Origin of the sequence: Bacillus sp. RB3 (assembly GCF_030164735.1) — a bacterium.
GTDB lineage: Bacteria > Bacillota > Bacilli > Bacillales > Bacillaceae_G > Bacillus_A > Bacillus_A cereus.
Map to the genome: position 1 here is coordinate 19,806 of NZ_JASNGE010000008.1, position 17,340 is coordinate 37,145.

Here is a 17,340-nt window from a genome sequence, read left to right on the forward strand (position 1 = left end):
AAATTAACTTCCTACACGAGGTGATAAAGATGAGCTACCGTGATCGCTTAGATAGTCGTTCTGAATTATTTAACCATACGTGGACTCGTCCAAAACATGCGAAAGCGCAAGTTAACGGACAGACGCAACAAACCCAGTCTCTCATTATATTGGCAAATGAATGTAAAAAACGCCAATTTTAGAATCTCCTATCTCCTTTAACGCCTACCAAAGATGAAAACCAGAGAGATATATGCTCTCTGGTTTTTATTTTTCTTGCAATAAGGAAATTGGTATGCCAATCTCTTCATTATCATTTTGCTTATATCCCCAAGCAAATACCCCATTGAAATACGTAATTTTAAATAATACACCAGGTTCTTCTACTAATTCATATGTTTCACCAATACGGAATTTGTTTATATCCGTCATATAAGCACGAGCCATTGCCATTTTTCTCATTAATACATCAAATTCATTGACAATCCCAAGCTGCTCAGCTTTTACTGCTTGCTCCTTCAAAGCGCCAATTTCTTCCCTTAGCTCATGCGGTGTCATTTCACTGTAGCGTTTTGGCATATTCATCTTATTCTCCTCATTCCTCTTCGCGTTTCATTTGCAAAAATATCTCGATTTCATCAATAGAGAATCCTTTTCGATATAACGCTTGTTTCATCTTGTTTTCAAATGTCCATCCATCATGCTTCTTATATTTCTCATAATATTTATTCCCATGATAGTGTAACGCTTCTTGTTGCTTTTCGTCATCTTTTTCGTCTTTCAATTCTTCCAAACAAATTTGAATTACTTCTCTAGAATATCCTTTTCGAACAAGCATCTCATCTAACTTTAGTTTCATTTGTAAAAAAGAATGTTTTTGATAAGATTTTTTCTTCTTCTCTATGAGAAACAAGGCATTCTCAATTTGCTTTTCCTTCGGATATTCTTGTAAACTATGTGTAATAATTAAATCCTGAACACCTTTATTTAATAACTCTCTTTTAATAACAGTTGGACCTTTTCGATTCACATTACTTTGCGTTCGCGTATATAAAACAGCATACTCTTTATCATTAATATATCGGTCATGTAATAATTTCGAAACGACTTCAGAGATGATGGCCTGTCCCACTTCTTTTTTTCGTAAAAAATCTTCTATTTCTTGTTTTGTTCTCATTTGATAGGATAAATAGGAGATTGCTTGTAAATATGCTTTTTGCACTTCTTCATTGTACAAAATATTTCCTAACTCGATTTCATCAATTTCTAAGCCTTTTTGTAATCCATGTTTTATTAAGATTACTTGATCCACACTAAATCCGTACTCTTCGCCTTGACCTTTATCAATATAAATATTAAATCGTTCTTTCGATCGTTTTTGTACTTCTATTTTTGTAATGACAGCCATACTCTCACCTCTCTATTATTTTAACATAGTCGAGGAACATTTTTTCTTTTCAAGAATATATATAATGAGGAGGAAATACTTGTGAAAATCGCAATTTCTGGTGGTACAGGCTTTATCGGCAAATCCCTTTCTACTTTTTTTATTCAAAAAGGATATACTGTTTACATTCTCACACGAAAAAAAACTACTGAAACTTCCGATCCTAACCTTCAGTATGTTCAATGGACACCAGATTTACAAACCTTCCCCCTCTCTTCTATTGATGTAGTTATTAATCTAGCCGGAGAGTCTATTAATAGTAGATGGACAAAGCAACAAAAGAAAGCCATTTTAAACAGTAGAATTCAAACAACAAAAGGACTCATTAAACAATTGCAGGGACTCCATACAAAGCCACACACATTTATTAACGCAAGTGCTATTGGATACTATGGAACGTCTGAAATAGAGTCTTTTACAGAACAGCATGAGACTCCTGGAAATGACTTTTTAGCAAATACAGTATATTCATGGGAACAAGAAGCATCTAAAGCACGTTCTCTCGGAATACGAACAATCTACGCAAGATTTGGAGTTGTATTAGGTGCAAATGAAGGAGCTCTTCCAAAAATGCTACTTCCCTATCAATTCTATATCGGCGGCACCATTGGTTCTGGGAAGCAATGGTTATCATGGATTCATATAGACGATGTCGTTCGTATGATGGATTTCATTATACACAAAAAAGAAATTGATGGTCCTCTTAATATGACAGCACCAACACCTATAAGAATGAAGGAATTTGGAGAAACCATTGCAACTATAATGAAAAAGCCTCATTGGTTGCCTGTACCTTCTTTTATCATTCAAACTTTATTAGGTGAAATGAGCATACTTGTACTAGAAGGGCAACGTGTATTACCCATTAAAGCAATTGAACATGGATACCAATACACATTTCCAGAAATAGACCATGCATTACAAAATATACTTTCGCATACAATGTAGTACTTCTAAAACACAATTTTACATGGGCTCTTTCAAAACTTTCATTTTCTAGGATCCGAAGCATTACCATACAAATAACCTTTCAGTTACTTTCCCTTAACTTCCATTAGCATTATAAAGTAACAGAAATGAGGTACCTATGAAAATATTGCTCAAACAAGCCATTGTATACCCTATTACATCTCAAAAGTTTCAAGGAGATGTACTCGTTACAGGAGAGCGAATTACCGAGGTCAAACCTTTTATTCCACCTACTCAAGATATGACCGTTATAGATGCACGAGCACTCCATCTCTTACCTGGCTTTATTGATGTCCATACTCACCTTGGTCTCTATGATGAAGGTACTGGTTGGGCTGGAAATGATGCCAATGAAACATCTGAAGTTTCAACACCACATATTCGTTCTTTAGATGGAATCCATCCTTTCGATATTGCCTTTCAAGACGCTGTACAAAACGGAATTACAACCGTTCACGTTATGCCTGGCAGTCAAAATATTATCGGGGGTACTACTTGTGTAATAAAAACAGCTGGAACTTGTATTGATCATATGATTATTCAAGAACCTGCTGGTTTAAAGATTGCCTTTGGAGAAAATCCTAAAAAAGTCCATAGTAATGGAACAAAAGAATCCATTACACGTATGGGGATTATGGGGTTACTTCGGGAATCATTCTATGAAGCACAACACTACGGGCACGAAGCTGATTTTCGAATGCTTCCTATTTTAAAAGCATTACGTCGGGAAATACCCGTACGTATCCACGCTCACCGAGCAGATGATATTAGTTCTGCTCTACGCTTTGCAACAGAATTCAATCTCGATTTACGCATTGAACATTGCACAGAAGGACACTTTATTGTTGAAGAACTTTCAAAACACAATTTGAAGGTTTCAGTTGGTCCCACTCTGACACGCCGTTCTAAAATCGAACTAAAAAATAAAACATGGGATACTTACCATATATTATCAAAAAATGGTGTGGAAGTTTCTATCACAACAGATCATCCTTATACACCCATTCAATATTTAAATGTTTGCGCTGCTGTTGCAGTAAGAGAAGGGTTAGACGAGAAAACAGCACTAGAAGGAATCACCATATTCCCAGCACGAAATTTGCGTTTAGAGGATAGAATTGGAAGCATCGAGGTTGGAAAAGACGCCGATCTCGTGCTATGGACTCATCATCCTTTCCATTATTTAGCCAAGCCTGTACTAACTATGATTGATGGAAAAATAATTTACAAAAAAAATAAAAAAAACTAGTTTATTTTTTTGACTAGATAAAGTATTATACGATTATAAACTGAATGAAACCATAATCAATTTGTGTCGTGATTATCATTTTCAAATTGATGAATGGGGAAGGCAAATGGTGCGCCACCAGCGTTAGAAACTGGTTCTAGTGGGTTCGATTCCCACCCCGAAATTTTTTAAAGATTGATATAAAAATTTCGAGGGTGGGGTGTTTTTTCGTCATGCTACCCTCGTGTGAGGAGGAGTTAGTATGTTGAAAAAACGCGACTTACACGACAGCCACGTTCTATACGAGTTAATGGTGGATCCAGCTGTCTTCCCTTTTGTGCGTCAAAAGGCTTATTCTTATGAAGAATATTTATTCTTAACGAAACAAACGATTGAAGCTGAAGAGCGTGGTGAATTAATTTCACGCACAATTTTAGATGAATGGGGTAACCCTATCGGAACAATTACTTTATTTGATGTGCAAGAAAAAGCTGGATTTCTCGGGACATGGCTTGGCAAACCATATCATGGAAAAGGCTATAACAAATTGGCAAAAGATTCATTTTTTAGTGAACTTTTCTATGAATTAGATATTGAAACAATTTTCATGCGTATTCGTAAAATAAATATTCGTTCTATTAAAGCTGCAGAAAAACTGCAATATGTGAATCTAGCAAACGAAACAAGAAAAGCCGTATATGATGAAATTAACGCAAACGAAGAAGTGTATAACTTATATGAAATTCCAAAAGATCAATACACACTTGCTACAATGCGAGATACAACCTTCCAAGATGCTCATCAATTAAAAGAAGCGTAATCTAAATTTTCTGAAATGATAATCAATCGTTAACATTTTCCATATGCGTATATCCCCTCATGTCTTTGGAAACGATAAATAGTAACTTTAAGACACGAGGTGATTTGTAATGGATAAAAAGAAACGTGATAAAGCAAAAAACACATTATCTAGTACACAAGAAGTTCTCTATCAACGCGAATTTCAAAAAGCAGATCGTGCAGCAGGATATCGCTCGAAAAGCATTTAAAGTGAAAATGAATAATTAGAAGTTTCCCCCCTAATTATTCATTTTCATTACATAATTTTCTCGACTGATAGAAGTAAGCAAAAAAGCCCCTTATACATAAGGGACTTTTTTGCTGTGGACAACTTTATCCACAAAACCGATGAAATTGTTAGTAATTTTCAAAAACATTTAATATTTTTCTATATTAAAGCATATATCAGCTGTTTTAATTGTGGATATTTTTCTAAAAATTGTGGACAATGTGGATATAGTTGTTAATATTCCGACTTTACTGTTTAATGAAAGCGCAATCCTTTTGTGGATAACTCACTAAATTTTCTTTAAAAATAATAAAGAACCCTCTTTACATATACAAAGAGGGTTTCATATTAAGTAAAAGATTGTGCAAGAGCAGGTGATTTAATAGGTATATGACGCGGTTCTGCATGATTTTCCGCCAAAATTGCATCTACAATATGACCAGCTGGCTCTGGAAGATAGATGCTTTTCATTGCTTCTTTCATTTGAAGAAGCTTCACATCATCTTGTAATAATGCCTCTGTTTTTGCAAAAACCTCACTATCATCGCGAATGACAACTGCTGCTCCCTTTCTTTCAAAGTACATCGCATTTTCATTTTCTTGTCCTGGAACAGGCTTATATAAAATGACAGGTACTTGCAACGCTGCTGCTTCACTTAATGTTATTCCGCCTGGCTTCGTAATCATACAAGAAGTAACACGGAATAATTCATCAATATTTTCAACATACCCAAACACTTTTAATGCATCGGAATTTTGCTTCTGTAAACTTAATAAATCCTGTTTTAAAGCTTCATTTTTCCCACAAACGACAACTACTTGTAAATTAGGCACTGACATAAATGATTGGCATAGTTCTTTTACATTTCCTAATACCCCATGAGCACCTGCTACAATTAGTAAAATCTTTTTATTCTTACATAACTGATATTTATTATATATGATTTCTGGATTTACCTTTAACTCAAAACTACTCCGAATTGGAATTCCTGTTTCAACAATTTGTTCCGCAGGTACACCGATATCAACCATCAATTCTTTCACATGATCCGTTGCAACAAAATAACGATCTACTTCTCGATGAATCCATATTTTGTGCACGCAAAAATCCGTTAATACGTTATAGACAGGAATTGAAATACCTGTTTGTTTCTTCAATTCTGGTACAGCGATAATTGGAAATGTATTAATTACAATATCTGGTTTCTCCACCTGTAACAGTGTTTTCAAACGTTTTCTTCCAAAGTTCGCATACCAAGATGCTATTTTCTTATCATAAATTTTTTCTACCCCGTAATAAAACAAACGATATAATTCTTTTCCTATTGTATAACTTTTTAAATATAGATATTTTGTAATGTCAGTTATAAATGGATGTGATTCTCCAAACAAGTCGCATACAATAACATCTTCAATTCCTTTTTGGCGAAATGTTTGTTCTAATGTTTTTGCTACTTGCACATGACCATTACCGTAATGTGCAGTTAATATTAAAACCTTGGGGTTTTTTATCAAACAAATCCACTCCTAGCTTTTTGTTTCTCCATATTGCATATACGACAATAGGAAAAACATTTTCCTTAAAAATTACATAAACAGATTCTAATAATTCCCTTTCAGCTATGTACCTGTCGTGGATATGCAAAGCATATAAGATTGACCCCTTAATCCTATCTGTGCTCATATCTTTACATTATACTTTCCTATAAGAGCTTTCGCAATAACTTACAAATGTTCTCTATTCCATGATACTCACTCTTTTACTTCTTAATTCTTTTTACTATTTTGATTTCCCTTTACAATTATGTAAATTTCTCCATTTATTCCGTACAAAATTATGGATATTCTATTTTCAGTATACTCTTTTATCAATATATACTCTAGATTTTATTGTAAAGAAAGCAAAAAGCCTAATCCAATATTTGGATTAGACCGCTTGTAAAATATATTTAGCATGTTCTACATTTTTCTCAGTAGGTGGTTCTACATTTGCGAGTGGATACTTGTGTCCAAGCGCCTCCCATTTATATACACCAAGCTTATGATATGGTAACACTTCAACTTTTTGAACATTAGACAGACTTTGAATAAAGCTAGATAGTTTTTGTAGATCCTCTTCATTATCCGTAACACCAGGAACTAATACGTGTCGTACCCAAATCGGTTTATTCTTATCCGATAAATAACGAGCAAATTGTAAAATATGTTCATTTGGTTTCCCTGTTAATTTACGATGCTTTTTGGAATCGATATGTTTCAGATCCAATAAAACTAAATCTGTATAATCCATTAAAATATCTAGCTTATTTTGGAATTCTGGTTCCTCAGAATAACAACCACCAGAAGAGTCGATTGTTGTATGGATACCAGCCTCTTTACACTTTTTAAACAACTCAATTAAAAAGTCTAGCTGTAATAATGGCTCTCCACCGCTAACTGTTATACCGCCTCCGGAAGCTTCAATAAATGGAAGGTAACATGTCACATCCTGCATCACTTCTTCAACTGTTATTTCTTTACCTTTACCGATTTCCCACGTATCAGCATTATGACAATATTGACAACGTAATAAACACCCTTGTGTAAATATGACATAACGAATCCCTGGGCCATCAACAGTACCACAAGACTCTACAGAATGTATTCTTCCTTTTACCATGTTACTTCCTCCTTTATTGAAACAGCCTCCCTTCGCTATATATTAAGAGCGAAGGGACACTTTTTTCATTTACATGCTTTCATGCATTGTACGGTTAATTACATCAATTTGTTGTTCACGAGTTAATTTAATAAAGTTTACAGCGTAACCAGATACGCGAATTGTTAATTGTGGATATTTCTCAGGATGTTCCATTGCATCCATTAATGTTTCACGGTTAAATACGTTAATATTTAAGTGGTGGCCTTCTTTTACTGCATAGCCATCAAGCATTGATACTAAGTTACGTACTTGTACATCATCTTCTTTACCAAGTGCTTTCGGAATAATAGAGAATGTATTAGAAATACCATCTTGTGCATCTTCATATGGTAATTTAGCCACAGATAATAATGAAGCTAATGCACCTTTTGTATCACGTCCATGCATTGGGTTCGCACCTGGTGCAAATGGTTCTCCAGTACGGCGGCCATCTGGAGTATTACCAGTTTTCTTACCGTATACAACGTTAGATGTGATTGTTAAGATTGACATTGTATGAACAGAATTTCTGTATGTTTTATGTTTACGAAGTTTATTCATAAATGTTTTTACAAGATTTACAGCAATCTCATCTACACGATCATCATTGTTACCGTATTTAGGGAAATCTCCTTCAATCTCGAAGTCAACTGCAATACCATTTTCATCACGAATTGGTTTTACTTTTGCGTATTTAATTGCACTTAATGAATCTGCTACTACAGATAGACCAGCAATACCTGTTGCCATTGTACGAAGAACGTTTGTATCATGAAGTGCCATTTCAATACGTTCATAGCTATATTTATCATGCATGTAATGGATAACATTTAATGTATTTAAATATAGACCCGCCAACCATTCCATTGTCATATCAAACTTATGCATAACTTCTTCATAATTTAATACTTCAGAAGTAATTGGTGCGTACTCAGGACCAACTTGTGCTTTAGATTTTTCATCTTTACCACCGTTAATCGCATATAATAATGCTTTCGCTAAGTTTGCACGAGCTCCGAAGAACTGCATTTGTTTACCGATTCTCATTGCAGATACGCAACATGCAATACCGTAATCATCGCCGTATTCAGGGCGCATAATGTCATCATTTTCATATTGAATTGCTGATGTTTTAATAGACATTTTCGCACAGTAGTTTTTAAAGTTCTCTGGTAATTGTTTAGACCAAAGAACAGTTAAGTTTGGTTCTGGAGCTGGTCCTAAATTATCTAATGTATGCAAGAAACGGAATGAGTTCTTTGTTACTAATGGACGACCATCTAATGCCATACCACCGATAGATTCAGTTACCCAAGTTGGGTCACCAGAGAATAATTCATTATAATCAGGTGTTCTTGCGAATTTCACAAGACGTAATTTCATAATGAAGTGATCTACAATTTCTTGTACTTCTTCTTCTGTTAAAGTACCATTTGCTAAATCTCTTTCAATGTAAATATCTAAGAATGTAGAAGTACGCCCAAGACTCATTGCAGCCCCGTTTTGCTCTTTAATCGCTGCAAGGTATGCGAAGTATAACCATTGGAATGCTTCCTGCGTGTTTGTTGCTGGCTTAGAAATATCGAAGCCATGAGAAGCGGCCATTTCTTTTAACTCTTGAAGTGCACGCATTTGCTCAGATAACTCTTCGCGTAAACGCATTGTATCTTCGCTCATTACACCGCCAGTTAAATTTAAATCAGCTTTTTTCGCTTCAATTAAATGATCAATACCATATAACGCTACTCGGCGATAGTCACCGATAATACGTCCACGTCCGTATGCATCTGGAAGACCCGTAATAACACCTGATTTACGTGCATTTCTCATTTCTGGTGTGTATGCATCAAATACACCTTGGTTATGAGTTTTTCTCCAATCTCTAAAAATACGACTAAGTTCTTTATCCATTTCGTATCCATAAGATTCACAAGCTTGTTCTGCCATACGAATACCACCATATGGTTGTAAAGAACGTTTAAATGGTTTATCAGTTTGGAAACCGACTACTTTTTCAATATCTTTATTTAAGTATCCAGGGGCATGTGATGTAATAGAAGAAACAATTTTTGTATCCATATCAAGAACGCCACCGTTTTCACGTTCTTTCGTTGTTAAATCCATTACTTGATCCCAAAGTTGTTTCGTTGCTTCAGTTGCTTCTGCTAAGAAAGATTCGTCTCCTTCGAAAACGTTTACATTATTTAAAATGAAATCGCGAACATCAATCTCTGCTTTCCATTTTTCACCTTTAAAGTTTTCCCATGCGTTTTTAACATTTTCTAATACTTGAGTCATCCTAATCTCCTCCATTTTTGATTAGTACAGGACTAAGATTTTTTATATAACAGCTTACACACTTAGAATACTACTTTTTTACGAAAGTGAACGAAATAGTTGTGACATGTTTGTGAAATATTGAGCAAACTACTATATATATAGTGTTAACTTCATTTAAAAGTCTTTAAAATTAACCCTTTCCTTAATTGTATTTTTTTGGTATCCTTATATACGAGTCCTATTTTGTAATATAAGAACAATACCCATTGTAGAGCTGTAATACTCTTATCTCCTAATCTGTTATAGTTTTTATAACAGAACAAAAAAGTGTACACATGTTGTACACTTTTTTGTTACTTCTATAAAACATCTCTTTTTCTATTGCCATCATAGAATCCGCCACGATTGTCTGTTAATGAAATTATTTGCTCTAGTCCCTCTATATGATCACCTATAATTCGAAGTACAGCTGGAGGGTGACCTATTTTTGCGAAATGTTCACTGGGACGAATACGGTTCATCTTATCAACCTCAACACGATATACACATGCAATTTCAAATCCAGACAGAAGAGCCTTCACTTGTGCTACACAAGGTGACAATAAAGATTTATACCCAATTGCTTTCAAACACTTTTGGCTAAATGCATTAGGTACCGCAATAAGTGAGCCTACCCCTAAATCCTTTCTATCACAAGCTAAATTTAGTGCATACTTAAATGCAGTTACAAGATGAAGTGGTACTCTTAAATCTAAATAGTGATTTAAATCATTTAATGCGACGTCCTTTCCATCTGCTATAGCTTTTGCAAAAGGATATAGCTCACTCGCTGGAATAATAAAATCGCCGTCTATAAATAACACAATTTCTCCTTTGGCAAAATAAGTTCCAAGTGAGCGCCCTACATCATTTCCGAGTGCTTCTTTATATACAATTGTCGTTGCCCCTTTGTCTTTTGCAATTTTTTTCGTTTTATCTGACGAACCATTTACGACAACGATAATTTCGAAGGGTTCAATTTTGCGAAGCTCTTCTATAACGTTTCCAATTGTTTTCTCTTCATCTTGTACGGGAATAACAACAGATAGTTGCTTTCCTTTATACAAATTAGATGTGACGCCCCATCCTTGATAAAACTCTTCAAAACTTAAAGTATGATAGACACTATCCCTTTTCCTATTTCCATCATAATATCCTCCGCGCTCATCACTGCTTAATATCCGTGCCGCTACTGCTTCTATATGATCACCTATCATTCTTTTTTCAGATTGGGAAAGATTTGTTCCATATGCAGCATGCTGGAATGGACGAAATTTATTTGGCGTAATAACGTCAATGGCGCAATGACGACTAATTCTCCATTTACTTTGAAGTAGGCGTAAATGAGCCACAATAGGATTAACAAAACATTCATATCCGATGCTTTGAACGACTTCTTTCGTCAGCGCATGAGGTACATCTAATAAAGAATTAATTTTTAATTCTTCACGCTCTAACATTGCATTTAATATTTGGCGCCATACTGTAATAGAAGTAGGTTTTTGCCTTTTTAAAAATAATGCATCCAAATTATTTAAAACTACATCTGCCTGATCGTATAAAATCGGATTAAGGAATAATTTTAATTTTGAAGTTTGAATAGCAAAATCACCATCTATAAATAGTAATACATCACCTATCGCATGTTTTGCGCCGACTGCACGTCCAACATCGTTCCCTAGTAGCTCTGTATGTTTGATTACTTTACACCCTAAACGATCTGCAACATCTTCTGTTCCATCATTACAACCGTTTGCTACTACAATAATTTCTACTGGATTTAATGGTCTTACCGATTGAATAACGTCTGAAATCGTATCGACCTCATTACATGCAGGAATAATAACAGATAATGACTTAGCCATTGTTTTGTTCACGAAACCACTTAATTGTTTCCTTCAATCCGTTTTCCCACGTTACTTTCGCCTGAAATTGAACAAGCTTTTTTAATTTTGTTACATCTGGTCTTCTATTTGGAATTTCTTCAAAACCATGAGGATATACTTCTTCAAAAGGCACTTGTACAATCTTCGAAGAAGAATTCGTTAATTTTTTAATTACTTCTGCTACTTCTTTTATACTCTGTTCATTCTCAGAACCTATATTAATAATCTCACCATTTACCTTCTCATCCATTGCCCGAATTGTTGCTTCTACCGCATCACTCACATACGTAAAACAACGTGTCTGCTTTCCATCTCCATATACGAGAATGTCTTCTCCTTGCAAAGCCGCACTAATAAATCGCGGGATTACCCCTGCATACGGACCATCTTTCGCTCTTGGACCATAAATATTAAAATATCGAACAATCGTTACCGATAAACCTTCTAATGCGTATCCTAAACATAATGTCTCTTCCAAAGTTTTACAAACTGCATAACTCCAACGAATTTTAGAAGTTGCCCCGTATAATCGATCTCCCTCTTCAGAGAAAGGTGGCTTGGCCTTACCATATACTTCTGAAGTAGAAGCAAAAACTACTTTCTTCTTTCCTTTTAACGCTGCTTGTAAAATATTTCTTGTCCCATCAAAATTCGTTTCTATGAGCTCTATACTTTTTTCCATTGTTGTTTTCACACCTAAAATTGCTGCTAAATGAAACACGACATCATGCTGATCTACTAATTCATAAATAGAATTTTTATCTAAAACACTTATTGGAATAACACGGATTTTTTTCATTAACTCTTTATGGTACTTATTTTTACCTTTATAAAAGTTATCCACAACAGTGACCTCATAACCTCTTCTCATCAACTCTTCAGCTAAATGCGACCCGATAAATCCGGCCCCACCTGTAATTAAACATTTCTTACTCATTTACTCACCTTCTTTACAATCCCGCGTGTATCTATTACTCGGTCCATTCCTTTAAAAAGCTTCCAATCAATATTAGAATGATCCGTTAAAATTAAAATACAATCCGCTTTTTTAACTTTTTCTTCATCTAAAGAAACAGATTGATACACCTTATCTCCAATTTCCGCGAAAGAAATATAAGGATCATGATATTCTATCTCGTATCCTTGATTTCTTAATAATTGAATAATCGGTAACGCTGGTGATTCTCTCAAATCATTTACATCTTTTTTATACGCAATCCCTACAATTAACACCGTTGCAGGTGATTGCACCACACTTTTTACTTTCCGGACCATTTTCTCTGGCATTTCTTCATTAATTATATGTGCTGCCTCAATTAATTGACTAATTGCCCCATTCTTTTTTATTCTCCATTGAAAATATAAAGGGTCTACTGGAATACAGTGTCCCCCTATCCCTGGCCCTGGCCAATATGGAGTAAACCCAAATGGTTTTGTAGATGCCGCTTCAATGGCCTCATAAAAATCAATGCCTAAACTTTCACATAGTGTGTTTAGTTCATTTACTAAAGAAATGTTAACTAAGCGCTGAATATTTTCAAATAGCTTGCACATCTCTGCTACTTTCGGAGAGCTAACAGGTACAACTTCGTCAAAAATGGTACTATATAAATCCTGTACCTTTTGTCTACACTTTTCTGTTTGTCCACTAATAACTTTTGGAATAGCTTGAACTGAATATTGACTATTTGCTGGATCAATTCTCTCAGGGGAATATCCGATATAGAAATCTTCCCCTACCTTGTTACTATTTTGAGAAATAATAGGTAGGATGACTTCTTCAAGTGTGCCTGGATATGTGGAGCTTTCAAAAATGAAGGTTTGTCCTTTTTGAAGGTTTTGTTGTATATAATGCGAAGCTGAAATGAGGGCACTTAAGTCTGGTTCTCTTTGTTCATTAATTGGAGTCGGGACAGTGACAATAACATAATCACTATTTTGAAAATCAGCAATGCCTTGATCCGGTGTGTTTACTGTTAATTTTTTTTTCGTCAATAAACTTTGTAACTCTTTAGAAGAAACATCTGGAATATAACTTTCTCCTTTTATAATTGAGTCTATTTTTCTAATATCTTTATCTAATCCAAGTACTGTATGCCCTCTTTCTGCAAAATGTACCGCTAAAGGAAGGCCAACATACCCTAACCCAATAATAGCTACTTTACTACTATTCATTTGTATTCTCTTCTTCCCTTCTCAATTGTTGAATGATATCTCTATCTCTATCTCCATCAGTAAAGCCACCACGTTCGTCCGTACGTTGTAATAAATACGTAACCGCCTCAAGTTGATCACCGAAAATACGATCAAACGCTGAAATACGCCCATTTACAAATTCGTGTTGCTCTGGACGTACTCGATTTGTTTTTATAACATCTACTAACTCTACTGTTGTAATAGAGAATCCTTCTAAAATAGCTTTCACTTGTGCTAATGGCGGAATGATAAGGGAGTCATATCCTATTTTCTCTATTACCTTCTTATGCATGGCATGTGGTACAGCAGTTAGTGAGTTATTCCATAAATCTGGTCTTTTCGCTACCAAATTCAAAAAGTATTTTCCCATACTAATTGGATCTGCTGGATGAAACATATCTAATAAGCATTGTAAATCATTTAACACCACGTCATTTCCATCTTCAACAGCATGTAAAAATGGAGTGAGTTTTTTTGCTGGAATAACAAAATCACCATCAACGAATAAACAAATATCTGCCGTAGCATGCATAGCCCCTATTGCTCGTGCTACATTATGTCCAAGCGCCTTCGTAAATTCAACTACAATAACATTCTCTAGCTTTGCCTGTTTAACAGTCTCAACATCTGCTCCATTTGCGACAACTATAATTTCATCTACACCTGCTTCTTTCACTTCTTGTATAACAGACCTTATAATTATTTTTTCTTCTGATACCGGGATAATGGCACTATATTTCGCTTTTTTCTTTTGTAATAAAACTGGTTTATACTTTCCTACAAACGCTCTATCTCTATTGTCCTCTGAAAAACCACCGCGATTACCGTATGTTTCGATTACGTATTGTAAAGCACGCAAATGATCACCCATAATACGACTAGTCGCTTTCGGATAAGGAGAGCCAGGTGATGTGCCCGTATGGACAGGACGAACTTTATTTGTGTAAATGACATCAACTGAAGCCATATCAGAAATATCTACTCCTCTAGACATCGCCATCGCTTGAAATAATGCTGGATCTGCTAAATTCCACCACCCCAGTTTTTCAATCACTTTACGACTTATCGCATGTGGTATTGCAATTAAAGATCCTACAACAAACTCCTTCTTGTTCAAATAACGATTTAACATATATTTTCCAACCGTCGTATAATGCGGTCTCATCTTCAAATAAACGGACCATGTTAAATTATTTAAAACAATCTCATGTCCTTGCTGTATTCCTTTAATAAAATTGTATAATTCTTCACTTTTCATGACGATATCACCATCTAAAAATAAAACAATTTCACCTTTTGCTTCTCTAGCACCAATTGCCCGTCCCACATCATTACCAAGGGAATATCTATAATAAATCACACGGCAATTATGCTGTAGCGCTATTTCTTTCGTACCATCTGTCGATCCATTATCTACTATGATAATTTCATATGGTTCGAGCTTTCTTACTTCTACTAAAACTTTTGATAAAGTACTTGCTTCATTATGCACTGGAATAACAACTGACACTCTCATACTTGTATCACTCTTACCCTTCCAAGCGAACATAAGCAATAATAGGAATACGCACAACTACATCTTCTGGTGGTCCATAAGAAGGAGAAGTACGAACAATTACTGCCCCATCCGTCACAGATAAAAGAACGCCTGCAATGATTTCTACAGCTGTCACAACTTGCACTAGTTCCCCAACATGGTTACGTAATTCATCAGTAAATAACATATATAACGCTCCTTTCTTACGCTTCTTTAATTGATATAATACTTGTAAATGGTAATAAAACTTCTGTTCCTATTCCTTCTTGCAATGTTAAGAAGTCATCACCAACTGCTACAATAACGCCTGTTAACTGTCCCACTGTCACAGTAATTTCTACGTTTTTACCTAAATACTGCTCTGCAATTTCTTTAAAAGGTGATGTAGTACATTCTTTTAAAATGTTACAAATAATAGATTGAAATCTACTTGATTCAATAACTTCTTCAGTAGCTTGCTTAGAGTTTCTTTGAATAAATCTCGCGAAGTTTTGTGAAAATAAAAGTCTTTCCACAGCAGGTAATAACTTATTATCTAAAAAATAATCTAATTGCCTATTAAACAATCTCGATAATTTATTCCAATATTTTCTGAACAGACACATACACTTCTCCTCCTATTATTTTTAGATTATAAAATTTCACATCCATACATCTTAATGTATACAAAATAGATATTTTTGTGATAGGTAAGACATACATTTTCTAAAAGAAATATTTGGTTCAAGGCATAAAAAAAACTATCCAAAAGGATAGTTTCTTACACTTCAATATTCCGCAATATCGAATAAATATCGTTATTCACTTTACCAAATGATTTAATGTTATTTTGAATGTTAGATAATAAAACAACATATACACTACCATTTTTACTAAATCCGTTTAAGCAATTCCATCCTGGCATTACACCGTGATTCGAATAGCTTCCTGGGTCTACGTACCATCCAAACCCGTAATCCTTTTTTCCACCCGTAAACATTTGATCGTAACTCTCTTTTGAAATTAATTTACCAGAGAATAGTGCTTCGTTAAATAAATATAAATCATGCGCACTTGTGTATATATCACCACAACCATATAGTTGTGACATGCTCGGAATATTAGGTGTTGTCATATTATTATTTACTATTTTATAACCCGTTGATGGGAATCTTGTTTGTTCTAACGCTGTGCCAAAACCAGAATGTTTCATACCCGCAATAGCAAAAATATGTTGTTTAATATATTCTTCGAGCGACTGTCCACTTACCTTCTCGGCAATGTATGCAAGTATAGAGTAGTTCGAGTCAGAATACTTCCATTTCTCTCCTGGACCACCAATACGCTTTTGATTTCCTATCCGCTTTATCAGTTCTTCATGAGAAATATCTTCTTTTCCCTGCTCATATTCGGGAATCCCTGATGTATGTGTTAATAGATGTTTTAGCTGAATACTATTACCTTGAGGAAAATTTGGAATATACTTTGCAACAGTATCTTCTACTTGTAATTTATTTTGATCTTTCAACTGCATAATAGCAGTTGCTACAAATGCCTTTGAAATAGAACCAATATAAAAAGTCGTCTCTGAATTATTCGGTACTTTCTGTTCTTTATTTGCCATACCGTACCCTTTATTCAAAAGAACTTTTCCATTCTTTACAATAACAGCTGTCCCGCTAAATCCTGCGTTTTGTAAATACTGGTCTAATTGAGCGTTTTCATTAATTTCTTGAGGTGGTCCCTCGGGAAGCTTCTCCACAGCTTGCGCTTGCTTCACTTGTTCTTCCTGCTCTTTTTGTTTTTGCTTCTGTACTTCTTGTTTCTTTTTTTCTTCTTTCTTTTTTAGCTCTTCTTGTTTCTTCATTTCTGCTGCCGCTTTTAAAGTTTCTTCTTTCTTATTATGCGCAACAATTTTTGTATACATAAAATATACAAGTGATAATAGTAAGACGAGAATGATTGTTCTTTTTATGTATACAATCGGCCGACGTACTTTCCCATTCGCATTATTTTTTTCCTGATCCATAATTGCTTTTTTCCCCTTACTC

17 protein-coding genes and 1 pseudogene are annotated in these 17,340 nt (G+C 34.8%); 5 read left to right on the forward strand and 13 right to left on the reverse strand.

Annotated elements, in window-relative coordinates:
• Positions 1-29 precede the first annotated feature (29 nt).
• A complete protein-coding gene (locus tag QO049_RS12700; protein WP_000122093.1) occupies positions 30-182 on the forward strand; it encodes a YpzG family protein in 153 nt (50 codons plus the stop codon).
• Between the two features lie 64 nt (positions 183-246).
• On the opposite strand, the gene QO049_RS12705 is transcribed toward QO049_RS12700, so the two are convergent.
• Together QO049_RS12705 and recX are read right to left on the reverse strand one after the other, a co-directional pair.
• Positions 247-564: a YfhH family protein gene (locus QO049_RS12705; protein WP_001057024.1), complete on the reverse strand. Its 318-nt coding sequence runs from the start codon at positions 562-564 to the stop codon at positions 247-249.
• Between the two features lie 10 nt (positions 565-574).
• Positions 575-1,387: a recombination regulator RecX gene (recX, locus tag QO049_RS12710; RefSeq protein ID WP_000268502.1), complete on the reverse strand. Its 813-nt coding sequence runs from the start codon at positions 1,385-1,387 to the stop codon at positions 575-577.
• A gap of 81 nt (positions 1,388-1,468) precedes the next feature.
• On the opposite strand from recX, the gene QO049_RS12715 reads away from it, so the two are divergent.
• From QO049_RS12715 to QO049_RS12730, 4 genes are all read left to right on the forward strand, one after another.
• Positions 1,469-2,374 (forward strand): TIGR01777 family oxidoreductase, encoded by a 906-nt coding sequence (locus tag QO049_RS12715; protein ID WP_000684380.1) that lies wholly within the window; start codon positions 1,469-1,471, stop codon positions 2,372-2,374.
• A 139-nt stretch (positions 2,375-2,513) separates the two neighbouring features.
• A complete protein-coding gene (locus QO049_RS12720) occupies positions 2,514-3,644 on the forward strand; it encodes an amidohydrolase (RefSeq protein WP_000698314.1) in 1,131 nt (376 codons plus the stop codon).
• Positions 3,645-3,885: 241 nt separating this feature from the next.
• Positions 3,886-4,443, forward strand: a complete 558-nt coding sequence (locus tag QO049_RS12725) for a GNAT family N-acetyltransferase (RefSeq protein ID WP_000914737.1) — start codon at positions 3,886-3,888, stop codon at positions 4,441-4,443.
• 109 nt (positions 4,444-4,552) lie between these two features.
• Positions 4,553-4,672, forward strand: coding sequence for a YfhE family protein (locus tag QO049_RS12730; RefSeq protein WP_000358482.1), 120 nt, complete (start codon positions 4,553-4,555; stop codon positions 4,670-4,672).
• A gap of 368 nt (positions 4,673-5,040) precedes the next feature.
• Here the strand turns inward: QO049_RS12730 and QO049_RS12735 are convergent, their stop codons facing one another.
• The 11 genes and pseudogenes from QO049_RS12735 to QO049_RS12785 form a co-directional block, all read right to left on the reverse strand.
• The gene (locus QO049_RS12735; protein ID WP_000594688.1) at positions 5,041-6,207 is read right to left on the reverse strand and encodes a diglucosyl diacylglycerol synthase; all 1,167 of its coding nucleotides are present in this window, start codon (positions 6,205-6,207) and stop codon (positions 5,041-5,043) included.
• Between the two features lie 412 nt (positions 6,208-6,619).
• The gene (gene pflA, locus QO049_RS12740; protein ID WP_000238467.1) at positions 6,620-7,351 is read right to left on the reverse strand and encodes a pyruvate formate-lyase-activating protein; all 732 of its coding nucleotides are present in this window, start codon (positions 7,349-7,351) and stop codon (positions 6,620-6,622) included.
• Between the two features lie 69 nt (positions 7,352-7,420).
• Positions 7,421-9,670: a formate C-acetyltransferase gene (gene pflB / locus QO049_RS12745; protein WP_000195464.1), complete on the reverse strand. Its 2,250-nt coding sequence runs from the start codon at positions 9,668-9,670 to the stop codon at positions 7,421-7,423.
• 152 nt (positions 9,671-9,822) lie between these two features.
• Positions 9,823-10,043, reverse strand: a pseudogene (locus tag QO049_RS12750) (hypothetical protein).
• Positions 10,012-11,556: a glycosyltransferase family 2 protein gene (locus tag QO049_RS12755; protein WP_002100715.1), complete on the reverse strand. Its 1,545-nt coding sequence runs from the start codon at positions 11,554-11,556 to the stop codon at positions 10,012-10,014. Before QO049_RS12755 ends, QO049_RS12750 begins: the two are co-directional and overlap by 32 nt.
• Complete coding sequence (locus QO049_RS12760) at positions 11,549-12,514, reverse strand: NAD-dependent epimerase/dehydratase family protein (RefSeq protein ID WP_087966450.1); 966 nt, start codon at positions 12,512-12,514, stop codon at positions 11,549-11,551. The genes QO049_RS12755 and QO049_RS12760 overlap by 8 nt, the downstream gene beginning before the upstream one ends.
• On the reverse strand, positions 12,511-13,752 hold the full coding sequence (locus QO049_RS12765) for a nucleotide sugar dehydrogenase (RefSeq protein ID WP_246961845.1): 1,242 nt from the start codon (positions 13,750-13,752) through the stop codon (positions 12,511-12,513). Before QO049_RS12765 ends, QO049_RS12760 begins: the two co-directional genes overlap by 4 nt.
• Positions 13,745-15,289, reverse strand: coding sequence for a glycosyltransferase family 2 protein (locus QO049_RS12770; protein WP_001266461.1), 1,545 nt, complete (start codon positions 15,287-15,289; stop codon positions 13,745-13,747). The genes QO049_RS12765 and QO049_RS12770 overlap by 8 nt, the downstream gene beginning before the upstream one ends.
• Before the next feature lie 13 nt (positions 15,290-15,302).
• On the reverse strand, positions 15,303-15,497 hold the full coding sequence (locus QO049_RS12775; RefSeq protein WP_000899469.1) for an LSm family protein: 195 nt from the start codon (positions 15,495-15,497) through the stop codon (positions 15,303-15,305).
• Between the two features lie 16 nt (positions 15,498-15,513).
• Positions 15,514-15,915: an LSm family protein gene (locus QO049_RS12780; protein ID WP_000335548.1), complete on the reverse strand. Its 402-nt coding sequence runs from the start codon at positions 15,913-15,915 to the stop codon at positions 15,514-15,516.
• Between the two features lie 155 nt (positions 15,916-16,070).
• Positions 16,071-17,318, reverse strand: coding sequence for a serine hydrolase domain-containing protein (locus tag QO049_RS12785; protein ID WP_000371841.1), 1,248 nt, complete (start codon positions 17,316-17,318; stop codon positions 16,071-16,073).
• Positions 17,319-17,340: the final 22 nt, after the last annotated feature.

Excerpts from the sequence above, each read along its gene's own strand:
- QO049_RS12700 (WP_000122093.1), top strand. The coding sequence starts at position 30 with ATGAGCTACCGTGATCGCTTAGATAGTCGTTCTGAATTATTTAACCAT.
- QO049_RS12705 (WP_001057024.1), bottom strand. The coding sequence starts at position 564 with ATGAATATGCCAAAACGCTACAGTGAAATGACACCGCATGAGCTAAGG.
- recX (WP_000268502.1), bottom strand. The coding sequence starts at position 1,387 with ATGGCTGTCATTACAAAAATAGAAGTACAAAAACGATCGAAAGAACGA.
- QO049_RS12720 (WP_000698314.1), top strand. The coding sequence starts at position 2,514 with ATGAAAATATTGCTCAAACAAGCCATTGTATACCCTATTACATCTCAA.
- QO049_RS12725 (WP_000914737.1), top strand. The coding sequence starts at position 3,886 with ATGTTGAAAAAACGCGACTTACACGACAGCCACGTTCTATACGAGTTA.
- QO049_RS12730 (WP_000358482.1), top strand. The coding sequence starts at position 4,553 with ATGGATAAAAAGAAACGTGATAAAGCAAAAAACACATTATCTAGTACA.
- pflA (WP_000238467.1), bottom strand. The coding sequence starts at position 7,351 with ATGGTAAAAGGAAGAATACATTCTGTAGAGTCTTGTGGTACTGTTGAT.
- pflB (WP_000195464.1), bottom strand. The coding sequence starts at position 9,670 with ATGACTCAAGTATTAGAAAATGTTAAAAACGCATGGGAAAACTTTAAA.
- QO049_RS12755 (WP_002100715.1), bottom strand. The coding sequence starts at position 11,556 with ATGGCTAAGTCATTATCTGTTATTATTCCTGCATGTAATGAGGTCGAT.
- QO049_RS12760 (WP_087966450.1), bottom strand. The coding sequence starts at position 12,514 with ATGAGTAAGAAATGTTTAATTACAGGTGGGGCCGGATTTATCGGGTCG.
- QO049_RS12765 (WP_246961845.1), bottom strand. The coding sequence starts at position 13,752 with ATGAATAGTAGTAAAGTAGCTATTATTGGGTTAGGGTATGTTGGCCTT.
- QO049_RS12770 (WP_001266461.1), bottom strand. The coding sequence starts at position 15,289 with ATGAGAGTGTCAGTTGTTATTCCAGTGCATAATGAAGCAAGTACTTTA.
- QO049_RS12775 (WP_000899469.1), bottom strand. The coding sequence starts at position 15,497 with ATGTTATTTACTGATGAATTACGTAACCATGTTGGGGAACTAGTGCAA.
- QO049_RS12780 (WP_000335548.1), bottom strand. The coding sequence starts at position 15,915 with ATGTGTCTGTTCAGAAAATATTGGAATAAATTATCGAGATTGTTTAAT.
- QO049_RS12785 (WP_000371841.1), bottom strand. The coding sequence starts at position 17,318 with ATGGATCAGGAAAAAAATAATGCGAATGGGAAAGTACGTCGGCCGATT.